This is a genomic window from Candidatus Streptomyces philanthi (genome assembly GCF_059553635.1).
Genome location: NZ_JCANQV010000125.1, coordinates 1 through 16,574 on the forward strand (window position 1 = coordinate 1; position 16,574 = coordinate 16,574).

The 16,574-nt window shown below is 72.5% G+C and carries 14 protein-coding genes; 6 read left to right on the plus strand and 8 right to left on the minus strand.

The window, feature by feature from the left end; all coding sequences use genetic code 11:
• The coding region (locus AC51EU_RS16410) for a PfkB family carbohydrate kinase (protein WP_496267681.1) at nt 1-234 on the plus strand (234 nt) is incomplete at its 5' end.
• 15 nt (nt 235-249) lie between these two features.
• Here the strand turns inward: AC51EU_RS16410 and AC51EU_RS16415 are convergent.
• Both AC51EU_RS16415 and cdgB read right to left on the minus strand, forming a co-directional pair.
• Entirely contained in the window at nt 250-1,158 is a 909-nt protein-coding gene (locus AC51EU_RS16415; protein ID WP_496267682.1) for a carbohydrate-binding protein, read from the minus strand.
• Nucleotides 1,159-1,428: 270 nt separating this feature from the next.
• Nucleotides 1,429-3,081: a diguanylate cyclase CdgB gene (gene cdgB / locus AC51EU_RS16420; protein WP_496267683.1), complete on the minus strand. Its 1,653-nt coding sequence runs from the start codon at nt 3,079-3,081 to the stop codon at nt 1,429-1,431.
• A gap of 302 nt (nt 3,082-3,383) precedes the next feature.
• On the opposite strand from cdgB, the gene AC51EU_RS16425 reads away from it, so the two are divergent.
• Complete coding sequence (locus AC51EU_RS16425; protein ID WP_496267684.1) at nt 3,384-3,989, plus strand: flavin reductase family protein; 606 nt, start codon at nt 3,384-3,386, stop codon at nt 3,987-3,989.
• A gap of 252 nt (nt 3,990-4,241) precedes the next feature.
• Here AC51EU_RS16425 and arfB read toward each other — a convergent pair whose 3' ends face one another.
• Nucleotides 4,242-4,670 (minus strand): alternative ribosome rescue aminoacyl-tRNA hydrolase ArfB, encoded by a 429-nt coding sequence (arfB, locus tag AC51EU_RS16430; protein ID WP_496267685.1) that lies wholly within the window; start codon nt 4,668-4,670, stop codon nt 4,242-4,244.
• Between the two features lie 330 nt (nt 4,671-5,000).
• Between arfB and AC51EU_RS16435 the strand changes: the two genes are divergently transcribed.
• The gene (locus tag AC51EU_RS16435) at nt 5,001-5,576 is read left to right on the plus strand and encodes a TerD family protein (protein ID WP_496267686.1); all 576 of its coding nucleotides are present in this window, start codon (nt 5,001-5,003) and stop codon (nt 5,574-5,576) included.
• A gap of 684 nt (nt 5,577-6,260) precedes the next feature.
• On the opposite strand, the gene AC51EU_RS16440 is transcribed toward AC51EU_RS16435, so the two are convergent.
• Nucleotides 6,261-6,596: a helix-turn-helix domain-containing protein gene (locus tag AC51EU_RS16440; protein WP_496267687.1), complete on the minus strand. Its 336-nt coding sequence runs from the start codon at nt 6,594-6,596 to the stop codon at nt 6,261-6,263.
• A 92-nt stretch (nt 6,597-6,688) separates the two neighbouring features.
• Here AC51EU_RS16440 and map point away from each other — a divergent pair, with 92 nt between their 5' ends.
• Both map and AC51EU_RS16450 read left to right on the plus strand, forming a co-directional pair.
• Nucleotides 6,689-7,456 (plus strand): type I methionyl aminopeptidase, encoded by a 768-nt coding sequence (map, locus tag AC51EU_RS16445; RefSeq protein ID WP_496267688.1) that lies wholly within the window; start codon nt 6,689-6,691, stop codon nt 7,454-7,456.
• A gap of 337 nt (nt 7,457-7,793) precedes the next feature.
• Entirely contained in the window at nt 7,794-8,291 is a 498-nt protein-coding gene (locus AC51EU_RS16450; protein WP_496267693.1) for a hypothetical protein, read from the plus strand.
• Between the two features lie 24 nt (nt 8,292-8,315).
• Here the strand turns inward: AC51EU_RS16450 and AC51EU_RS16455 are convergent, their stop codons facing one another.
• The 4 genes from AC51EU_RS16455 to AC51EU_RS16470 all read right to left on the minus strand — a co-directional run bounded on the left by AC51EU_RS16455 (nt 8,316) and on the right by AC51EU_RS16470 (nt 12,600).
• The gene (locus AC51EU_RS16455; protein WP_496267689.1) at nt 8,316-9,011 is read right to left on the minus strand and encodes a pentapeptide repeat-containing protein; all 696 of its coding nucleotides are present in this window, start codon (nt 9,009-9,011) and stop codon (nt 8,316-8,318) included.
• Between the two features lie 237 nt (nt 9,012-9,248).
• The gene (locus tag AC51EU_RS16460) at nt 9,249-10,712 is read right to left on the minus strand and encodes an MFS transporter (protein ID WP_496267690.1); all 1,464 of its coding nucleotides are present in this window, start codon (nt 10,710-10,712) and stop codon (nt 9,249-9,251) included.
• Between the two features lie 62 nt (nt 10,713-10,774).
• The gene (locus tag AC51EU_RS16465) at nt 10,775-11,161 is read right to left on the minus strand and encodes a MerR family transcriptional regulator (RefSeq protein WP_496267691.1); all 387 of its coding nucleotides are present in this window, start codon (nt 11,159-11,161) and stop codon (nt 10,775-10,777) included.
• A 326-nt stretch (nt 11,162-11,487) separates the two neighbouring features.
• A complete protein-coding gene (locus AC51EU_RS16470; protein ID WP_496267692.1) occupies nt 11,488-12,600 on the minus strand; it encodes a M24 family metallopeptidase in 1,113 nt (370 codons plus the stop codon).
• A 936-nt stretch (nt 12,601-13,536) separates the two neighbouring features.
• Here AC51EU_RS16470 and AC51EU_RS16475 point away from each other — a divergent pair.
• Nucleotides 13,537-16,574: ATP-binding protein (locus AC51EU_RS16475; RefSeq protein ID WP_496267694.1), on the plus strand; the 3,038-nt coding region annotated here is incomplete at its 3' end.

A 16,574-nucleotide genomic window follows, 5' to 3' on the forward strand; every position in this document is an offset into this window, starting at 1 on the left:
TGGCAGGCGACCCCGCCCCGCCGCATCCCCGGCAACCCCACCGGCGCCGGCGACTCCGCCGTCGCCGCCCTCCTCTCGGGCCTCGTCGAAAACCTGCCCTGGCCGGAGCGGCTGACCCGCGCGGCCGCCCTGTCGGCCGCGACCGTACGGGCGGCCACGGCGGGGGAGTTCGACCCGACGACGTATCAGGAGCTGTTGCGGAGCGTCACGGTGACGGAGTTGCAAACGGCCTGACGACGGCCGGCCGGATCAGGGGTGCTTGGGCTTCGCCACGTGTCCGGCCTCAAGGGAGAGCTGGTCGAGGTTGACCTCGCACTGGTCCCCTTCGGCACAGGCGATCTCGATGGCGTTGGTCCCCTGGTTGAGCGTCACGTACCGGAAGGTGTAGGTCCAGCCCTTGTCCCAGGCCCCCTCGGGCCCTTGGGAGAAGTTCGACATGTTGACCTTGTCGGTCTTGCCGCCGTTGACGGTGAGCGTGGTCTTGGCGTCCTTGCCCGGCACGCCGTAACTGACCACGACGGTGTAGGGGCCGGCGGTGGGAACGTCCACCGTCCATGTGACCGAGGCCCCCACCTTGTTCAGCGACACATACGCCCCGTTGGACGCCTTCGCCCCGCTCACCTCGGTGCCCGTGACCGCCTCCGGGCTCAGACGCAGCGCCGCCGCGTCCTCCTTGGGCAGCTCCGCCTTCTCGGTCGGCTTCGAGGACGGCTTCTCCTTGGCCGGCTCTTCCGTCTCGCTCTGCGTCGGTTCCGGGCCGGCCGCCTTGTCGTTCTTGTCGTCGCCGTTGGTGAGCATCGCCGCGCCGATGGCTATGCAGACCACCACGACGACGGCGACCGCGCCGATGAGCAGACCGTTGCGGCTGCGGCGCGGCTCGCGGCCCTGTGCGGGCGGCGCGGCGGTGCGGGCGCGGTCACCCCCGGGCAAAGTCTCGGGGGCCGCGTAGTGGGCGTTCTGCTGGCCGTACGGCTGCTGCGGGGCCTGCTGCTGGCCGTACTGCCGCTGGCCGACCGGGCGCACCTGGTTGTACGACGTCCGGGGGACGCCCGGCTGCCGCTGCCCGCCGTCGGCCGGGGCGCCGCCCTCCGAGCGGTAGAGGTAACCGAACGGGTCGTCGTTCTCCGGCGTGTCCGCGCCCTTGTTGCCGGCCGTCATTCCGTGTCACTCCCCAGCGATCTGAACGCGTCTGTACGTGGTCGCGGACAGCCGCGCGCACTGTCTCTTTCGGGCTCCGGCGGCACCGCGCCGCATCGGCGCAGCCTACCTCTTCGGGAATCGTCCGGACGGCGCCGCGGAGGCCACAAGATCGCTACAGATCGGTGAACGTCCGGCGGAAACGGCTCGGTGCGCGACGGGAGGGATGGGGCCATGTACGACATGTCCCACAGCTCACCTCCCGCCCCGCCCCGGTAGGCCCCGCCCGGGTCAGCCCACCACCCGCCGGTTCGCCCCCTTCGCACGGGACCGCTTCTCCACATACATCCGCTGGTCGGCGGATTGGAGGACCTCCTCGGCCGTCATCCCGCAGCTCGCCCAGCTGATGCCGAAGCTGGCGCCGACGCGCACCGCGCGGCCGTCCACCCGGATCGGCGGGACGATCGCGTTGCGCAGCCGGACGGCGAGGTCCTGGGCGTCGGCCGTGCCGAGGCCGTCGGCGAGCACCACGAACTCGTCGCCGCCGAGCCGGGCCACCGTGTCACCGTCCCGGACGCCGCTGGTCAGCCGCCGGGCGACCTCGATGAGCACGGCGTCGCCCGTGTGGTGCCCGAACCGGTCGTTGATCGACTTGAAACCGTCGAGGTCACAGAAGAGCACCGCGAGCCCCTTGGACCCGTCGTCGGCCGGCCCGCCCGTGGGCGCGACGGTGTGCACATGGTGGTCGTACGGGGTGCCGGCCCGGCGCTCTGGCACCTCGACCGCCTCGAACGGCGCGGGGCCGCCGCTCCCGTAGCCGTGCCCGCCGACCGCGTACGCGTCGGCCGCCGAGCCCGGCGGGCGGTTGCACAGCCGGGCGCCGAGCCGGGCCCGCAGTTCGGCGCTGTTGGGCAGGCCGGTCAGCGAGTCGTGGCTGGCGCGGTGGGCCAGTTGCAGCTCGTGGCGCTTGCGTTCCTCGATGTCCTCGACGTGGGTGAGCAGGAAGCGCGGTCCGTCGGCGGTGTCGGCGACGACGGAGTTGCGCAGCGACACCCACACGTACGAGCCGTCCCTGCGGGCCAGCCGCAGCTCCGCGCGCCCGCCCTCGGCGGTGGTGCGCAGGAGGATGCCGATGTCCTCGGGGTGGACGAGGTCGGAGAACGAGTAGCGGCGCATCGAGGAGGCCGGGCGGCCCAGCAGGCGGCAGAGCGCGTCGTTGGTGCGCAGCAGCCGGCCGTGCTGGTCGCCACCCAGCTCGGCGACGGCCATCCCGCTCGGCGCGTACTCGAACGCCTGCCGGAAGCTCTCCTCGCTGGCACGCAGTGCCTGCTGCTCGCGCTCCAGGCGGACCAGCGCCCGCTGCATGTTCGACCGCATCCGGGCGTTGCTGATCGCGATGGCGGACTGGAAGGCGTACATCTGGAGCGCCTCCTGCCCCCAGGCGCCGGGCCGCCGCCCGTCGCGGGGCCGGTCCACGGAGATCACGCCGAGGAGTTCCCCGCCGCCGTTGGCCGCCGTGTACATCGGCGCGAAGAGGCGGTCCCTCGGGTGCCACTCGTCGGCGTACCGGGGTTCGGGGCCGGCGGTGTGCCACTGGGGGACATCATCGTCGTCCAGCACCCAGCCCTCGCTGTACGGGATGAAGCACAGCTCGCCCCAGCGCTCGCCCATGGCCAGCCTGCGCTCCCAGGAGGCGCGGGAGCCGACCCGTCCCGCCATCAGCGCCTCGGCGCCCGCGCTGCCCGCGACGGCGGCCACGACGAGGTCACCGTCGGGCCGGACGAGGTTGACCGCCGACAGCCCGTAGCCGAGCCCGGCGATCACCCCGTCGGCGACGGCCTGCAGGATGTCCGCCAGGCTGCGTGCGGTGTTCAGCTCGGCGACCACCTGGTGCAGCTGCCGCAGGGTCGCAAGACGGACGTAAGGCTCCGACTCGGTCTCCATCGCTCGCTCTCCCCGAGACCTCGACAGCAACTCCAGGGTTCTTCAGTGGTCCGATATCCACGGCCACTGAATCACAGTGAGCTGCCCACTCGGTACACAGGGTCAACAATTCCCGCCTGCTGTGACTCAAGTCACATATGGTGAAGTGTAGTTGCCGATCTTCACGGGAACCGCAACCCACGGCGTTCTCCACTTCCTGAACGCAAATCCGACCCGCCCGCACCCTCCGTCGCCAGACCTAGGACGCGGCTCGTCCCGGGGTCCGATGCACCACCCGGACGAACGAAGTTAGCGTTCATGGCGTGTTCACGAAAATCCCCGCAGCCGTCCCTGCCCCCGGCACCACCGCCTCCGCCGTCACTCTCGCCTCCGTGCCCGGACAGGGGACGATCCCCCATCCTGGTGGGGTGAGCGACGACGAGTTCCGCGCCGCACTGTCCCGGCTCGCCGCCGGCGTGGTGCTGATCACCGCCCACGATCCGGACAGCGGACCGCGCGGCGAGGACGTCGGCATGACCGCCACCGCGTTCGTCTCGATCTCGCTCGACCCGCCGCTGGTGATGGTGAGCGTTCGCAACGACTCCCGGATGGACGACCTGCTGGCGCAGCAGCCGCTGTGGGCGGTCTCGGTCCTCGCCGAGAACCAGCGGCATGTCGCCGGGCGTTTCGCGATGCGGGGCCGCATCAGCGATCGGCTCCTCTTCGAGGAGACCCCCCACGTACGGGGCGAGGCGGCCGGCGCGCCACTGATCGACGGCGCCCTCGCGACCCTCCAGTGCCGCACCGAGCAGCGGGTGACGGCCGGCGACCACACCCTCGTCATCGGCCGCGTCCTGATGGCGTCCACCTCGGACGGGGACGCGGGACCGCTGGCGTACTTCCGGGGGAAGTACCGGCATCTGGGGTGACGGGCATCTGGGGGGGGACGGGTGGGGTTTCCGGGCGGGGAGGCGGGCGGCGGCCTACGGGGGTGGCCGCCGTTCCGAGTGCCCGGAGGGGCGGGGGCTTTCCGGGGGCCTGTCCGGGGCGGGGTCGGTGGGTGCGGGCGTTTGGGGCCTGTGCCGGCGTAGAGGTGCGGCCCGTACGGCGTGGGTGTGCGGCCCGTATGCCGTCGGCCGGGCGTCCGCGACAGCCGCGCCACGGGCGCCACAGCCGCCCGGTCAGCCCCAGTCGCGGCCCGACCTGCCCCGTTTCGTCTCGCTGCGCTGCTTCTTCGCGCGCAGCCGCCGCTCGTTGACGCCCCGTGGGATGCGTGAGGGGCGGCGCCGCTTGGGTGGGGGTGCGGTGGCCTGTGCGAGCAGTGCGGCGAGCCGGAGGGCGGCCGTCTCGCGATTGCGCCATTGGGAGCGGTGCTCCGAGGCGCGCACCGTCAGCACACCGTCGGTCAGCCGGCCCGCCAGCCGCTCCAGGGCGCGCTCCTTCCACACCTCGGGCAGCGCCTGGGTGCGGACGAGGTCGAAGCGCAGCTCCACCTGGCTGTCGCTGGTGTTGACGTGCTGGCCGCCCGGCCCCGAGGACCGCGAGAAACGCCATACGCACTCGGCCTCGGGCAGGACGACCGAACCACGGATGACGTAGGGCCCGGACATATGTCCATGTTCCCCCGTCCCCAGCGCCCCGTCACCCGCATTTCCCCACCACGCCACATCTCATCCGTCCGGTCACGCCCCGTCCCACGCCACACGCCCTTTCCCGGCAGCCCCACGCGACCGGCACCGCGTCCGCACCTTTCCTCCGCCTTCACCCCGTTCCGCGCACCGTACGGACACCCTCCGTCCCTCGCGCCCAATGGCCGGAAAAAGTGCAAAGAAAGTAAAGCGAGCCGGAACCTCCGGCCCTCGAAACGGCGTTGGGGTGGGTGACAGTGGTCCCGCTCGCGACGCGGGGCCCGGCATTTCGACGAGGAAAGGGACTCTCCCATGCCTGTAAGCCTGTCCAAGGGCGGCAACGTCTCGCTCACCAAGGAGGCACCGGGCCTGACCGCCGTCACGGTCGGCCTCGGCTGGGACGTCCGCACCACCACGGGCACCGACTTCGACCTCGATGCCAGCGCCATCGCGGTCGACGCCGCCGGCAAGGTCTTCTCGGACCAGCACTTCGTCTTCTTCAACAACAAGGCGACGCCGGACCAGTCCATCGTCCACACCGGTGACAACGTCACCGGCCAGGGCGACGGCGACGACGAGCAGATCAACGTCAACCTCGCCGCCCTCCCGGCCGACATCAACAAGATCGTCTTCCCGGTCTCCATCTACGACGCCGAGAACCGCGGCCAGAACTTCGGCCAGGTGCGCAACGCCTTCATCCGCATCATCAACCAGGCCGGCGGCACCGAGATCGCCCGCTACGACCTCAGCGAGGACGCCGCCACCGAGACCGCCATGGTCTTCGGCGAGCTCTACCGCAACGGCACCGACTGGAAGTTCCGCGCCGTCGGCCAGGGCTACGCCTCGGGCCTCGTCGGCATCGCCCAGGACTTCGGCGTCAACGTCTGAGCAACACGGGGCGGCCCGGCGGGGGCTGGGCCGCCCCGGTCCGGGGTTGGACGGGGCGTGGGGCGTGCCGTGCCCGGGGTGGGGGCGACGCGGGGAGCGCCGTGCCCGAAGGGCCGCCACGCGGGGCGCGCCGCACCTGGGGCGGAGAAGCGTGGGAATGCCCGCGTCATGCGATGCCCGGACGACTCAACACGGCCCTTGACGGATCAACCAGCGGCACGGCCGGGGTGACTCGGTCGACCAAGCCCCCTCGCCCGTATCGCTGACGAACGGGTGGGACGACGCGAGTCCGATAGAGCGAGCGCGTCCGCCCCCGGCCCCGGAGCCCCCCGCCTCCCGCACCGGCCGCCCCGGACCGGACCGCGGGCGAGCCGAGAGCGATGAGCTCCGCCGGTCCGCACCAACGTGGCCCACCGGCCCGTACCCACGAGACCCGCCCGACCGCGCACCGATGAACCTCGCGCCCGGGACCGACACCTCCTGGGACCCATACGGCCTCCGGGACCGGTGACCTCCGGGACCGATACCTTCCGCGAGCCGCGCTGACGGCACCCGTCACGCCGTATCGACGGCCCCCTGTCGGGCGCCCATGGCCCGCCCCACCATTTCGCCCGCCGGGCCGGGCGTTCCGGAAGCCCGCCGCACCGTAGGCCGTGGCCTCTCCGCGCCACCACGGCCGCTCGACTACGCCGCCACAGCCCCCCGGCCCGCAGTGCGGGAGCCGCCCGATGGCCGGCCGGTCACCGGCACCCCGTGATCGTCGGCGGTCGGCGCTGCCGCCGGGGCGGCCGCCGTCGCGATGTCGTCGAGGGAGAGGCCGAGGGCGGTCGCCAGGGCGGCGATGGTGAAGAACGCCGGGGTCGGGGCCCGGCCCGTCTCGATCTTGCGCAGCGTTTCGGCGGAGAGTCCCGCCACCGCCGCGATCTCGACCATGCTCCGTTCGCCGCGCGCCTCGCGCAGCAGCGTGCCGAGCCGTTCGCCGCGTTCGCGTTCCCAAGGGGTCAGTGGAGTCCGCACCATGCCCGTGATACTAATACCGGTAAACAAATACCGGTAAATAAATACCGCTCTGTGCTGCTGCGGCGCGGGCGGTCCGAGCAGAAGGGCACACCATGGTCGAGATCAAGACGGATGCGGCGCTGGACGCGATGCGGGCGGCCGGACGCGTCGTCGCGGAGATACTGGCCGCCGTCCAGGACGCGGCCGCCCCCGGAGTGCGGCTGCGGGACCTCGACACGGTCGCCCGTGCGGTGCTGCGCGAGGCGGACGCCGGCTCGCCCTTCCTCGGGTACCGCCCGTCGTTCGCCCCCACGCCGTTCCCCGCCGTCCTCTGTACGTCCGTCAACGACGCGATCGTCCACGGCGTCCCGGACGACTACCGGTTGCGCGACGGCGACCTGCTCAGCGTCGACTGCGGCGCGCTCGTCGACGGGTGGGCGGGCGACGCGGCCGTCACGTTCTCCGTCGGCACACCGCGCGCCGAGGACCAGCGCCTGATCGACACGACCCGGGAGGCACTGAAGGCGGGCATCGCGGCGGCCGTGGTCGGCGGGCGCATCGGGGACATCGCCCATGCGATCGGCAGCGTCGGACGCGCGGCGGGTTACGGCATCCCGGCCGACTTCGGCGGCCACGGAATCGGCCGGAGCATGCACGAGGACCCGCCGGTCCCCAATGACGGGCGCCCCGGTCGCGGCTTCCCCCTCCGCCACGGCCTGGTGATCGCCATCGAGCCGATGTTCCTGTCCGGCGGCAAGGACGCCTACCGCGAGTCCGGCGACGGCTGGACCCTACGGACGGTCGACGGTAGCCGCGCCGCCCACTTCGAGCACACGGTCGCCATCACGAACGAAGGCCCCCGCGTACTGACCCTGCCGTAGCCCCACGGAGGACGACACGGGCACCGGGCGCACGGCACCCCACCGCGCGCCCACGGCACGTCGTACGCCCGGAACGCCCACGGGACGACGTACGGGCCAGGGCGCACAGGACGCCCGAAGCGAACGGTGCTGCGCACACTCACGCCCGCCTCGCCCACCAGCACCTGAGCGCCCCCAGCGCGGCACGTCCGCCGCCGGCCCTCGTCGCCCCCGTCCCGCCCCGCACCACCTCCCCCGTGTACCCGTGCCCCTCGCACATCCCACCCCGCACCGGAGCCCCCACCGGCACCACCCCGCGCCCGCCCCGCACCGCCCCCGTCATGACACCATCGAGGGTGTGATCGACCTCGGCTACTCACTCTCCCGCCGCTTCCCGGACCCGCCGCAGACGGACTACCGGACGGCTGACGTGCGCACTCTCCGGCATGACCTCTTCTGCGGTGATGTGTACATCGCCGATACGAAGGAGGACCGCGAGGTGGCGACCTCCTGGGGGTGGGTGCCGGTCCTCGACTTCGCCTGGGCGTTGTGCGACATCGTGGAGCGGCTCGACCGGGACCCGCGCGGCAGCCGTTCCGCCACGCCGGTGCACGCGGAGCTGGACTTCACGGAGTCCACCGACCGGATGCTGTTCGAGCGGCGCTTCGGCTGGGTCGACATCGCGGCCGACTGGATGCCGGTGGACGAGCCCCCGCTCACCGTCAACCACGCCGCCCTGCGCCGCGAGGCCCGCGACTTCCTGCACGATCTGATCGCGGACCTCGCCGACATGCACGACGGCCTGGCGGACAACCCCGCCATATGGACCCTCCAGGCCCGCTTCCCCCGCGTCTGACCGGCCGCCCGGCCGCCGTCCCCGTCATTCCACCCGCACCCCCAGCTGGGCCGCGAACGCCGGGGCCAGATCGAGGAGTTGGGGTGCGCTGATCACCGCGCCCGCCAGGCTGTCGATCCCCCGCGCGATGTCCAGGGCGGCGGTGCCGCGCAGATCGACGTCCTTCATGCGGACACCCGTGAAGTCGGCCCGCGCGAGGGTGCACTCGTCGAACGAGACGCGTTCCAGCGCCGCTCCCGAGAAGTCCGCCTCGACCAGTACGCACCCTTCGAAGGCGACGTCCCGCAGCTTCGCCTCGCGGAGATTCGGGAAGTCGATCTTCCCGCCGCGCACCACCACCCGCTCCAGCACCGCGCCGTGCAGCTGTGTGCCGCCGAGGCGGGCGCCCGTCACCTCGACATCGCGGAGCGACGCCTGCGACAGATCCGTACCGACACCGCGTACCCCGTCCAGCACGCTGTCGATGATCCGCGCCCGGCTCAGCCCCGTCCCGTCGACCGTGCAGCGCCGTACCGCGCAGTCCATGAAGCGGGCGCCCCGCGCGGTCTGCTCCGTCCAGTCGTCGTCCGCGAACTCCAGTCCGTCGTAGTCCCCTTCGTCCTCCAGCGCCCCTCCGTCGTACGGCACCAGCTTCGGCAGCCGTACGTCCGGCCGCCGCACCGTCCCCGTACGTCCCGCCGCGCCACCGCGCCGCACCGTCCCACCGTTCCGCGCCGCCATGCGCCCACCGCCTCTCGTCACCGTCCGGCCCGCTCCACGTTCGCCGCCCGCACACCCATCGTGAACCACACCACTGACAATCCCGGTCCCACGCCGCTGACCTGCCACATTCGACCTCTGGGAGGTCCGGGAGACCGCCGCGGCACGCCGGGCGGAGGACAGCGGGGGCACGACGGACGAAGCCGGGCCCAGGCCACAAGGAGCCCAGGTCACCCCCCAAGAGCCCCCGGCACGCACTCAGCGCGCCTCACTCCGCACCGGCCCCGTACGGCCCGCCGAACCAGCCCCCGCACCACACCCCGCCCCGCGCTCCCCGTCCTCCCCGCACAACACCTCACGGGACCGGCCCCCCACCCGCCGCAACAGCACCCCCACAAGCAGCGCCCCTCCCAGCGCGACAGCCCCGCCAAGAGCCCCCACGCCACCGAGGGCCGTCGTATACGCGCCTCGGTCCAAGGCGGGAAGCCCGATGAACACGCTGCCGCACGCCGCCACGCCGAGTGCGAGGCCCAGCTGGCGGGCGGTGTTGGCCACGGCGGAGGCCGCGCCGGCCTGGGCGGGGTCCGCGTCCCGCATGGCCGCGGCCGGGAGGACGGGCGAGACCATGCCCGCGCCGATGCCGGTGAGCACCAGCGACGGCACCAGGGCCGCCGGCCCGTAGTGCGCGTGCAGCAGCGTGAAACCCAGACAGCCCACGGCGCACAGGCCGGTCCCCGCGCCCAGGGGTATCCACAGCGGCGCGCGCTGGAGGGCGGCGCCGCAGAACGCGGAGACGGCGAAGAACACCACCGGTTGGACGGAGAGCAGCAGTGCCGTCCCGGTGGCGGTGAGGCCCGCGCCGTCCTGGAGCCAGGACGAGAGCACGGTCAGCGGGCCGAACGCCGCGAAGTAGTACCCGAAGGCCGCCGCGAGCACGGCCAGGAACCGGGGGTGGCGGAACAGTACGAGGTCGATGACCGGATACGGGGCGCGGCGCTCCCGTAGGACGAACGCGACGCCTCCCGCCGCCGCGAGCGCGAGCGCGGCGAGCGGCCCGGTTCCCGCGCCGTGTTCGCCGAGGAGGAGCGCGGCGATGACGAGAGCGGCGACGGCGGCGCTCAGCGCGGCCGAGCCGGGCAGGTCCGCGCGCCGGTCCCCGCGTACCGGGTCGCAGGGCAGGTGGACGGCGGCGAGGACGGTGCCGAGCAGCCCGAGCGGCACGGCGAGCAGGAAGATCGAGCGCCAGCCCAGCGCTTCGGCGAGCAGCCCCCCGCAGACGTTGCCGACGGCGGCGGCGAGCCCCGCGACCGCGCCCCAGACCGCGAAGGCGCGGTGCTGCTCGCGCCCGCTGTAGGACGCCTTGATCAGCGGCAGCGTCGTCGCGAACAGGGCCGCTCCGCCGGCCCCCTGCGCCCCGCGGAAGACGATGAGTTCGCGCACTCCGGGGGCGAGTCCGCAGGCCAGGGTCGCCGGGGTGAAGAGGGCGAAGCCGGCGACGAAGACCCGGCGCCGCCCGAGGACGTCGCCGATCGCCCCGGCGGCGACGAGCAGTGCGGCGAGGGCGAGGGTGTAGAGGTCGACGACCCATTGCAGTGCGGCGAATCCGGTGTGCAGTCCGGTGGCGACGGCGGGGATCGCCACGGTCACGATCGTGGCGTAGGCGAGGAGCAGGAAGGTGGCGAGGCAGGAGACGGCCAGGGGTGCGTGGTGGCGTGGCTTCACGGGGACGTCCTTCGTCGGGAAGCGGTGTCCCTACGAGCCCACTACTTCAACCCGGCTTGAAGTCAATCCGCCGGCGCGAGCGCCTCGTCCACGCGTGACTGGAGTTCGGCCGTGAGCCACGCGCACTGCATGGGGCGGGAGTTGGCGCAGGTGAGGTGGTGTGCGAGGACGGCGCGGTCGCGGGTGAGGGCGGCGATGAGGTCGTCGATCTCGCTGATACGAGCGGTGAGCGCGCTCCGGAAGGCGCCGGCGGACGTGTCCTCCTCGCTGAACCGGCGGATCGCGGCGAGCGGCACCCCGGCCCGCGCGTACATCAGGACGAGGGCGAGCCGGCGGAGTTCGCGCTGCCCGTAGTGCCGCTTCCCGCCGCGTCGTCCGCTGGGCGCGAGCAGCCCCTGCGCCTCGTAGTAGCGCAGCGTGGAGGCCGGTACGCCGAACCGTTCCGCCACTACGCCGATGGGGTGACCGCCCCCGGTGGATACGGCCGGAGGGCCTTCGCCGTCGGGGCGCGTGCCCGGTACGTCCCGCCGCGCCGACGGGAGAAGGCGCCGGGGGCCCAGGTCACCGGGGCGCGAGGCATCGGAAGCGTTCACGGTGTCCTTCCGGGGAGGGGACCGGCGGGCGTCCGGACAAGCCCAGCGGAGAAACGCCGGTACCACCGCCGGGCCCGGCAGCTCCGCACACCGGGAGGACCACCACGCCCCCTCCGGTCGCACGGACACCACCACACGAGCGAAAGTAAGGGTACCCTAACCAGCTCTCCCGTGGGCGCCCCTCAGTGCACCACCGCCATCCTCCGATCCGTCCCGTTCAGCCGCCGGCCGCCCGTCTCCGTGCAGGTCACGATGTCCTCGATCCGCACCCCGAACCGTCCCGGGAGATAGATCCCCGGCTCGATCGAGAAGCACATCCCCGGTACGAGCGGCAGATGTTCGCCCTCGACCATGTACGGCGGTTCGTGTGTGGTGACCCCGATGCCGTGCCCGGTGCGGTGGATGAAGTACTCGCCGTACCCGGCCGCCTTGATCACCCTCCGGGCCACCCGGTCGATCTCCTGGCACGCCGCCCCGGGGCGCACCGCCTCGAACGCCGCCTGCTGCGCCTCCCGCACGACGTCGTGCACCGTGCGCTCCTCGGCGGTCGGCTCCCCGACGTGCACGGTCCGTGTGGTGTCCGACCCGTAGCCGTCCTTGAGCCCGCCGAAGTCGAGGACGACCATGTCACCGTCCTCGATGACCCGTTCCCCCGCCTCGTGGTGCGGATCGGCGCCGTTGGGGCCCGAGCCGACCACCGTGAAGTCCACCTGGCTGTGCCCCTGGGCGAGCAGCAGCCGTGCGAGGTCCGCCGCCACCTCGCTCTCCCGTCGGCCGGCGAACGGCAGCGTCTTGATCTCCTCGTAGACCGCGTCGGCCGCGGCGCCCGCCGCCGCCAGCCGCTCCACTTCGTGGGCGTCCTTGACGGCCCGCAACATGGGCAGTACCTCGGTCATCGCACCGTACCGGGCGTCCGGTAGGGCGCGTTGCAGCCCGAGGAGGTGCAGTGCCCACATCGCGTCCGACACCCCGTACCGGCCCCGTGGATCGAGCCAACGAGCCAACTCCGCGCAGGGGTCACCGCCGTCGGCCCATCCCGTCACCTCCACCGCGTCCGCCCCGGCGGCCGCACGGGCATCCCCTTGTTCCAGCAGCGGTACCAGCAACCGCGGCCGCTCCCCCGGCACCAGCACCAGCGCCGTCAACCGCTCGGTCTCTGTCGGCCGGTACCCGCACAGCCATGTGAGATCCGGCCCCGGCGCCACGATCAATCCGTCGAGCCCGGCGTTCGCGGCCGCCCGTCCGGCCCTCGCGATACGCCGCCCGTAATCCCGACCCGCCTCGAAATCCGCCATACCACGAATCTACGCCCGTGACGGCGCCCGGGCAGAGGGTCCGCACCCCGCCGCGGGGGCGCGCACCGGCGGAACACTAGGGAAAACCCTCGATTTTGTGAACTCTTTGATTCAGCGGCAGCGCGTGAGAAGAGTCTCTCCCGGCAGGTTTCCCCGGTGTTCGCGATCAGGGGCATGGGGGCGACCGCGATCCGTATTGCCGCTCCGCGTTCGATTTCGGCCACCCCGGATGGCGGGCAACTCTTCGGTAACCGGAATTACGTCGTAGGGATTCGCCCGCGGTCGCGCCGACTTACGCGGTGACGGGACATCACCTTGCGCTGCCCGTTCTCCTGGGAACTCGCCGCGGGGTGACACCCGAGGACGGACGCGGCGATGAAGATCTCGCCACTATCGGCGGACGCCGGATCGCCCCGCCGCCCCGCCTCTCCGGGGCGGCCGAGAATCACCACACGAGGGGCGCACCTTAGCAGCCTCTCCCTTGGGCCGACCATGCGTAAACCAGCCCCTGGCTACGTACAGAAATCGACATCTCCGATCGAAAATAATCCAAGCTTCGCAAGGGAACCATCACCCACACCATGCGGAGCCACAGAAGCCACAGCCACCCCTCACGGCAGCGCCACACCCTCCACGGAGGACCGACAGTCACCGCCACAACACGGAGAGTCGCACCGGGGTGCCGTCACGTCCCGGCGGACGCCGTCGCGGCGGGGGAACGCGGCGCCGCCGCCTCTTCCGTAAGCTCCCGGGAACGACGACTCTTGGCGCGTGACCCTCTCCTTCCCGCCCTGAAATCCGGTCCCGGAAATCGGTGAGTCCCCGTCAGTAGCTCTCTGTGTCCTGCCCTTTCCTCATTCTCTCCAGTCGGGATGCGCGATGAAAGACGATGAACGTTCCCCTGAACTTCGATTCGAAATTCTTGGCCCCTTGAGCGTGATTTCCGGCGAGAAGAAGGTGGACCTCGGCGCGCCGAGACAGCGCGCGCTGCTCGCCCTGCTGCTGATCCATGTGGGCACCGTGGTCTCCCTCCCCGTGATCATCAAGGCGATCTGGGGGGCCAACCCGCCGAGCCAGGTCACGGCGACACTCCAGGCGTACGTATCCCGGTTGAGAAAACTGCTCCACGACGACCCCTCCCTCCGTATCGTCCGCCGTCTCCAGGGATATCTCCTCGAAGCCGACCCCCGGCTGGTCGACGCCGCGGTCTTCGAGACACGGGTGCGGGAATGCCGGGAATTACTCAGGTCCGGCCGGCCCGAGGCCGCCCGGTCGACGGCCTGGTCCGCCCTGGAGCTGTGGAAGGGCACCCCGATGGGCGAGCTGTACGGCTACGAGTTCGCGGTGGCCGAGGCGGACCGCCTGGAGCACACCCGGCTGCGGGCCCTTGAGGTATGGGCGCAGGCGTGTCTCGAACTGCGCGCCTACGAGGAGGTCACCGTCCGGCTCGGTGAGGAGATCCGCCGCAATCCCGGGCTGGAGCGGCTGGGCGGCCAGTTGATGACCGCGCAGTACCACTCCGGCCAGTCGGCGGAGGCCCTGCTGACGTACGAACGGATGCGCAGCGCGGTGGCCGAGGACCTGGGGGCCGACCTCAGCCGCGAACTCCAGGAACTGCACGGGAAGATCCTGCGCCAGGAGCTGTCGGCGTCCCCCGAGCCGGAGCGGCGGGCCCCCGCCGCGCCCTCCAGCGCCCCCGCGGCGCCGACCAAGGAGTCCAAGGAGCCCAAGGAGAAGAAACCGGAGCCGTCCGCGTCCCCGCCACCGGGCGACCGGCTCGTCGGACGGCAGGCGGAGATGCGCCGGTTGCGGGACCTGCTGGCCGGCGTCGGCAGCGGGCACGGCCATGTGATGCTGCTCTGCGGGGAGCAGGGCATCGGGAAGACGCGGCTGCTCCAGCAGTCCGAACGCTGCCTCGCCGGCCGCGGGTTCCAGGTGGTGCGCTCCCACTGCGTCGGGACGCTGCTGGCCCCGGGCTACTGGACGTGGGAGAACGTCGTACGGCAGCTCGACCCGGGCGGCGGCACCGGCTGCACCGCCGCCGACCTCGTCACCCAGGCCGACTGGCTGCCCGAGCAGCACGTCAGCCACCAGATGCGGATCTGCCACACCGTGCTCACCGCCGCCGAGCGGGCACCGGTCGTCCTCTTCCTGGAGGACCTGCACCTCGCCCATGTGCCGGTACTGGAGGTGCTCCAGCTGCTGGTCAAGCAGATCAGCCACGCCCGGGTCCTGGTCCTGGCCACCCTGCGCGACCACGAGCTGGCGAAGGACCCCGCGGTGCGGCGCGCCGTGGGCCGCATCCTCCAGGAGGGCAACACCAGCATGCTCGGCCTGGAGGGGCTCACCGAGGAGCAGAGCCGGGAGCTGATCGCCTCGTACTCGGGGGACACCCCCTCGCCCGAGGAGGCCCAGCGGCTCCAACGCGCCTCGGGCGGCAACCCGTTCCTCCTGCTCAGCATGGCGTCCGCGCGGGCGGACGGGGAGGGGGAGCGGCCCTCGGTGCCGTTCGAGGTCCGTGAGGTGCTGCACGAGCGGCTGAGCGAATGCTCCCGGGACACCCTCGACGTGCTCACGCTCTGCGCCGTGACGGGCATGAGCGTACGGCGTGCCCTGCTCGCGGACCTGGTGTGTGCCCTCGGGATGCCGCACACCGTGATCGACGACGCGGTGCGGACGGGGCTGCTGCGCCAGGGCCGGGCCACCGACGGCACCCTCGCCTTCGCCCACGGCGTCACCCGCGACTTCCTGCTGGACGACCTCCAGCCCGTCACCCGCGCCCGGTGGCACCACCACATCGCCACCATCCTGGCGCTGCGGCTCCAACCGGGCGACGACGACGCGGAGATACGCCGCCACTGCCTGGCCGCCGCCCGGCACCTCGGCCCCCGTTCCGGCGTCGGCCCGCTGCTCGCGCTGGCCGACCGCGAGCAGGGCCGCTTCGCCCACGCGGCCGCGCTGCACTGGCTGGAGGGCGCCGCCGCGGTCGTCGCCGCGCTGCCCGGCGACGAGCAGACCTCGGCCGTCGAACTCCATCTGCGCAAACGGATGCTGTGGATCCACGCGCTGCTGGAGGGCTACGGTTCGCCCGGCGTCGAGAAGCTGCTGCGCCACGCCCAGCAGTTGGAGCGCACCTTCGACAGCACCCAGCCCACCGGGCTGCTGCACACCCAGGCCCTCAGCGCGATCACCTCGGGCCAGTACGCCAGGGCCCAGGAAACCGTCGGTCTGCTCTACGAGTTGGCCGCGCACGGCGGCGGCCCCGAGGCCCGCTCGTCGGCCTGCTACGTGGACGGCGTCACCCTGTTCGTCGGCGGCCGCCTGGACGAGGCGCTGGTCACGCTCGCCCGGGGCGCCGGGATCACCGACGTCCTGCTGGACGAGGCCGGCGACCCGGCGGGCGACTGCACACTGCTGCGGGACCAGCGCATCGACTACCGGGCCTATCTGGCGCTCGCCCACTGCCTGAACGGCGACCGGCCCCAGACCCGGCGCTACCGGTCGGAACTTCTCCACCTCACCCAGTCCGACCGCTACGACCGGCCCTGGGACCGGGCCTTCGCCCGCTACGTCGACGCCCTCATCGCCGTCACCGAGTACGACGTGCGCGGCGCCTGGCTCGCCGGGCGGGCCGGCCTGGACCTCGCCGCCCGCTGCCAGCTCCCCTTCTGGCACCGCATGCTCGCCGTCCCCCTGGGCTGGGCCGAGGTGCACCAGGGCATGCACGAGCGGGGGCTGGCCCGGATGCGCGGGGCGCTGCACGAGGCGGCCCGGCACCGGGTGCTGCTGCGCCGCGCCCTCCACCTCGGGCTGCTCGCCGACGCCCTCGACCGTACGGGCGCGCACGACGAGGCCCGGCGGACGATCGCGGTCGCGGCCGGGGAGATCGAGGAGCGGGGCGAGTACTTCTGCCTCCGGCCGCAGTGGCCGTTCGCCCGGCTGCTGCGGGAGCACGACGGCGGTGGCGCGGCGGC

What these genes read in the sequence shown, in the direction of transcription:
- AC51EU_RS16415 (WP_496267682.1), bottom strand. Translation starts at nt 1,158, where the DNA reads ATGACGGCCGGCAACAAGGGCGCGGACACGCCGGAGAACGACGACCCG.
- cdgB (WP_496267683.1), bottom strand. Translation starts at nt 3,081, where the DNA reads ATGGAGACCGAGTCGGAGCCTTACGTCCGTCTTGCGACCCTGCGGCAG.
- arfB (WP_496267685.1), bottom strand. Translation starts at nt 4,670, where the DNA reads ATGTCCGGGCCCTACGTCATCCGTGGTTCGGTCGTCCTGCCCGAGGCC.
- AC51EU_RS16435 (WP_496267686.1), top strand. Translation starts at nt 5,001, where the DNA reads ATGCCTGTAAGCCTGTCCAAGGGCGGCAACGTCTCGCTCACCAAGGAG.
- AC51EU_RS16440 (WP_496267687.1), bottom strand. Translation starts at nt 6,596, where the DNA reads ATGGTGCGGACTCCACTGACCCCTTGGGAACGCGAACGCGGCGAACGG.
- map (WP_496267688.1), top strand. Translation starts at nt 6,689, where the DNA reads ATGGTCGAGATCAAGACGGATGCGGCGCTGGACGCGATGCGGGCGGCC.
- AC51EU_RS16455 (WP_496267689.1), bottom strand. Translation starts at nt 9,011, where the DNA reads ATGGCGGCGCGGAACGGTGGGACGGTGCGGCGCGGTGGCGCGGCGGGA.
- AC51EU_RS16470 (WP_496267692.1), bottom strand. Translation starts at nt 12,600, where the DNA reads ATGGCGGATTTCGAGGCGGGTCGGGATTACGGGCGGCGTATCGCGAGG.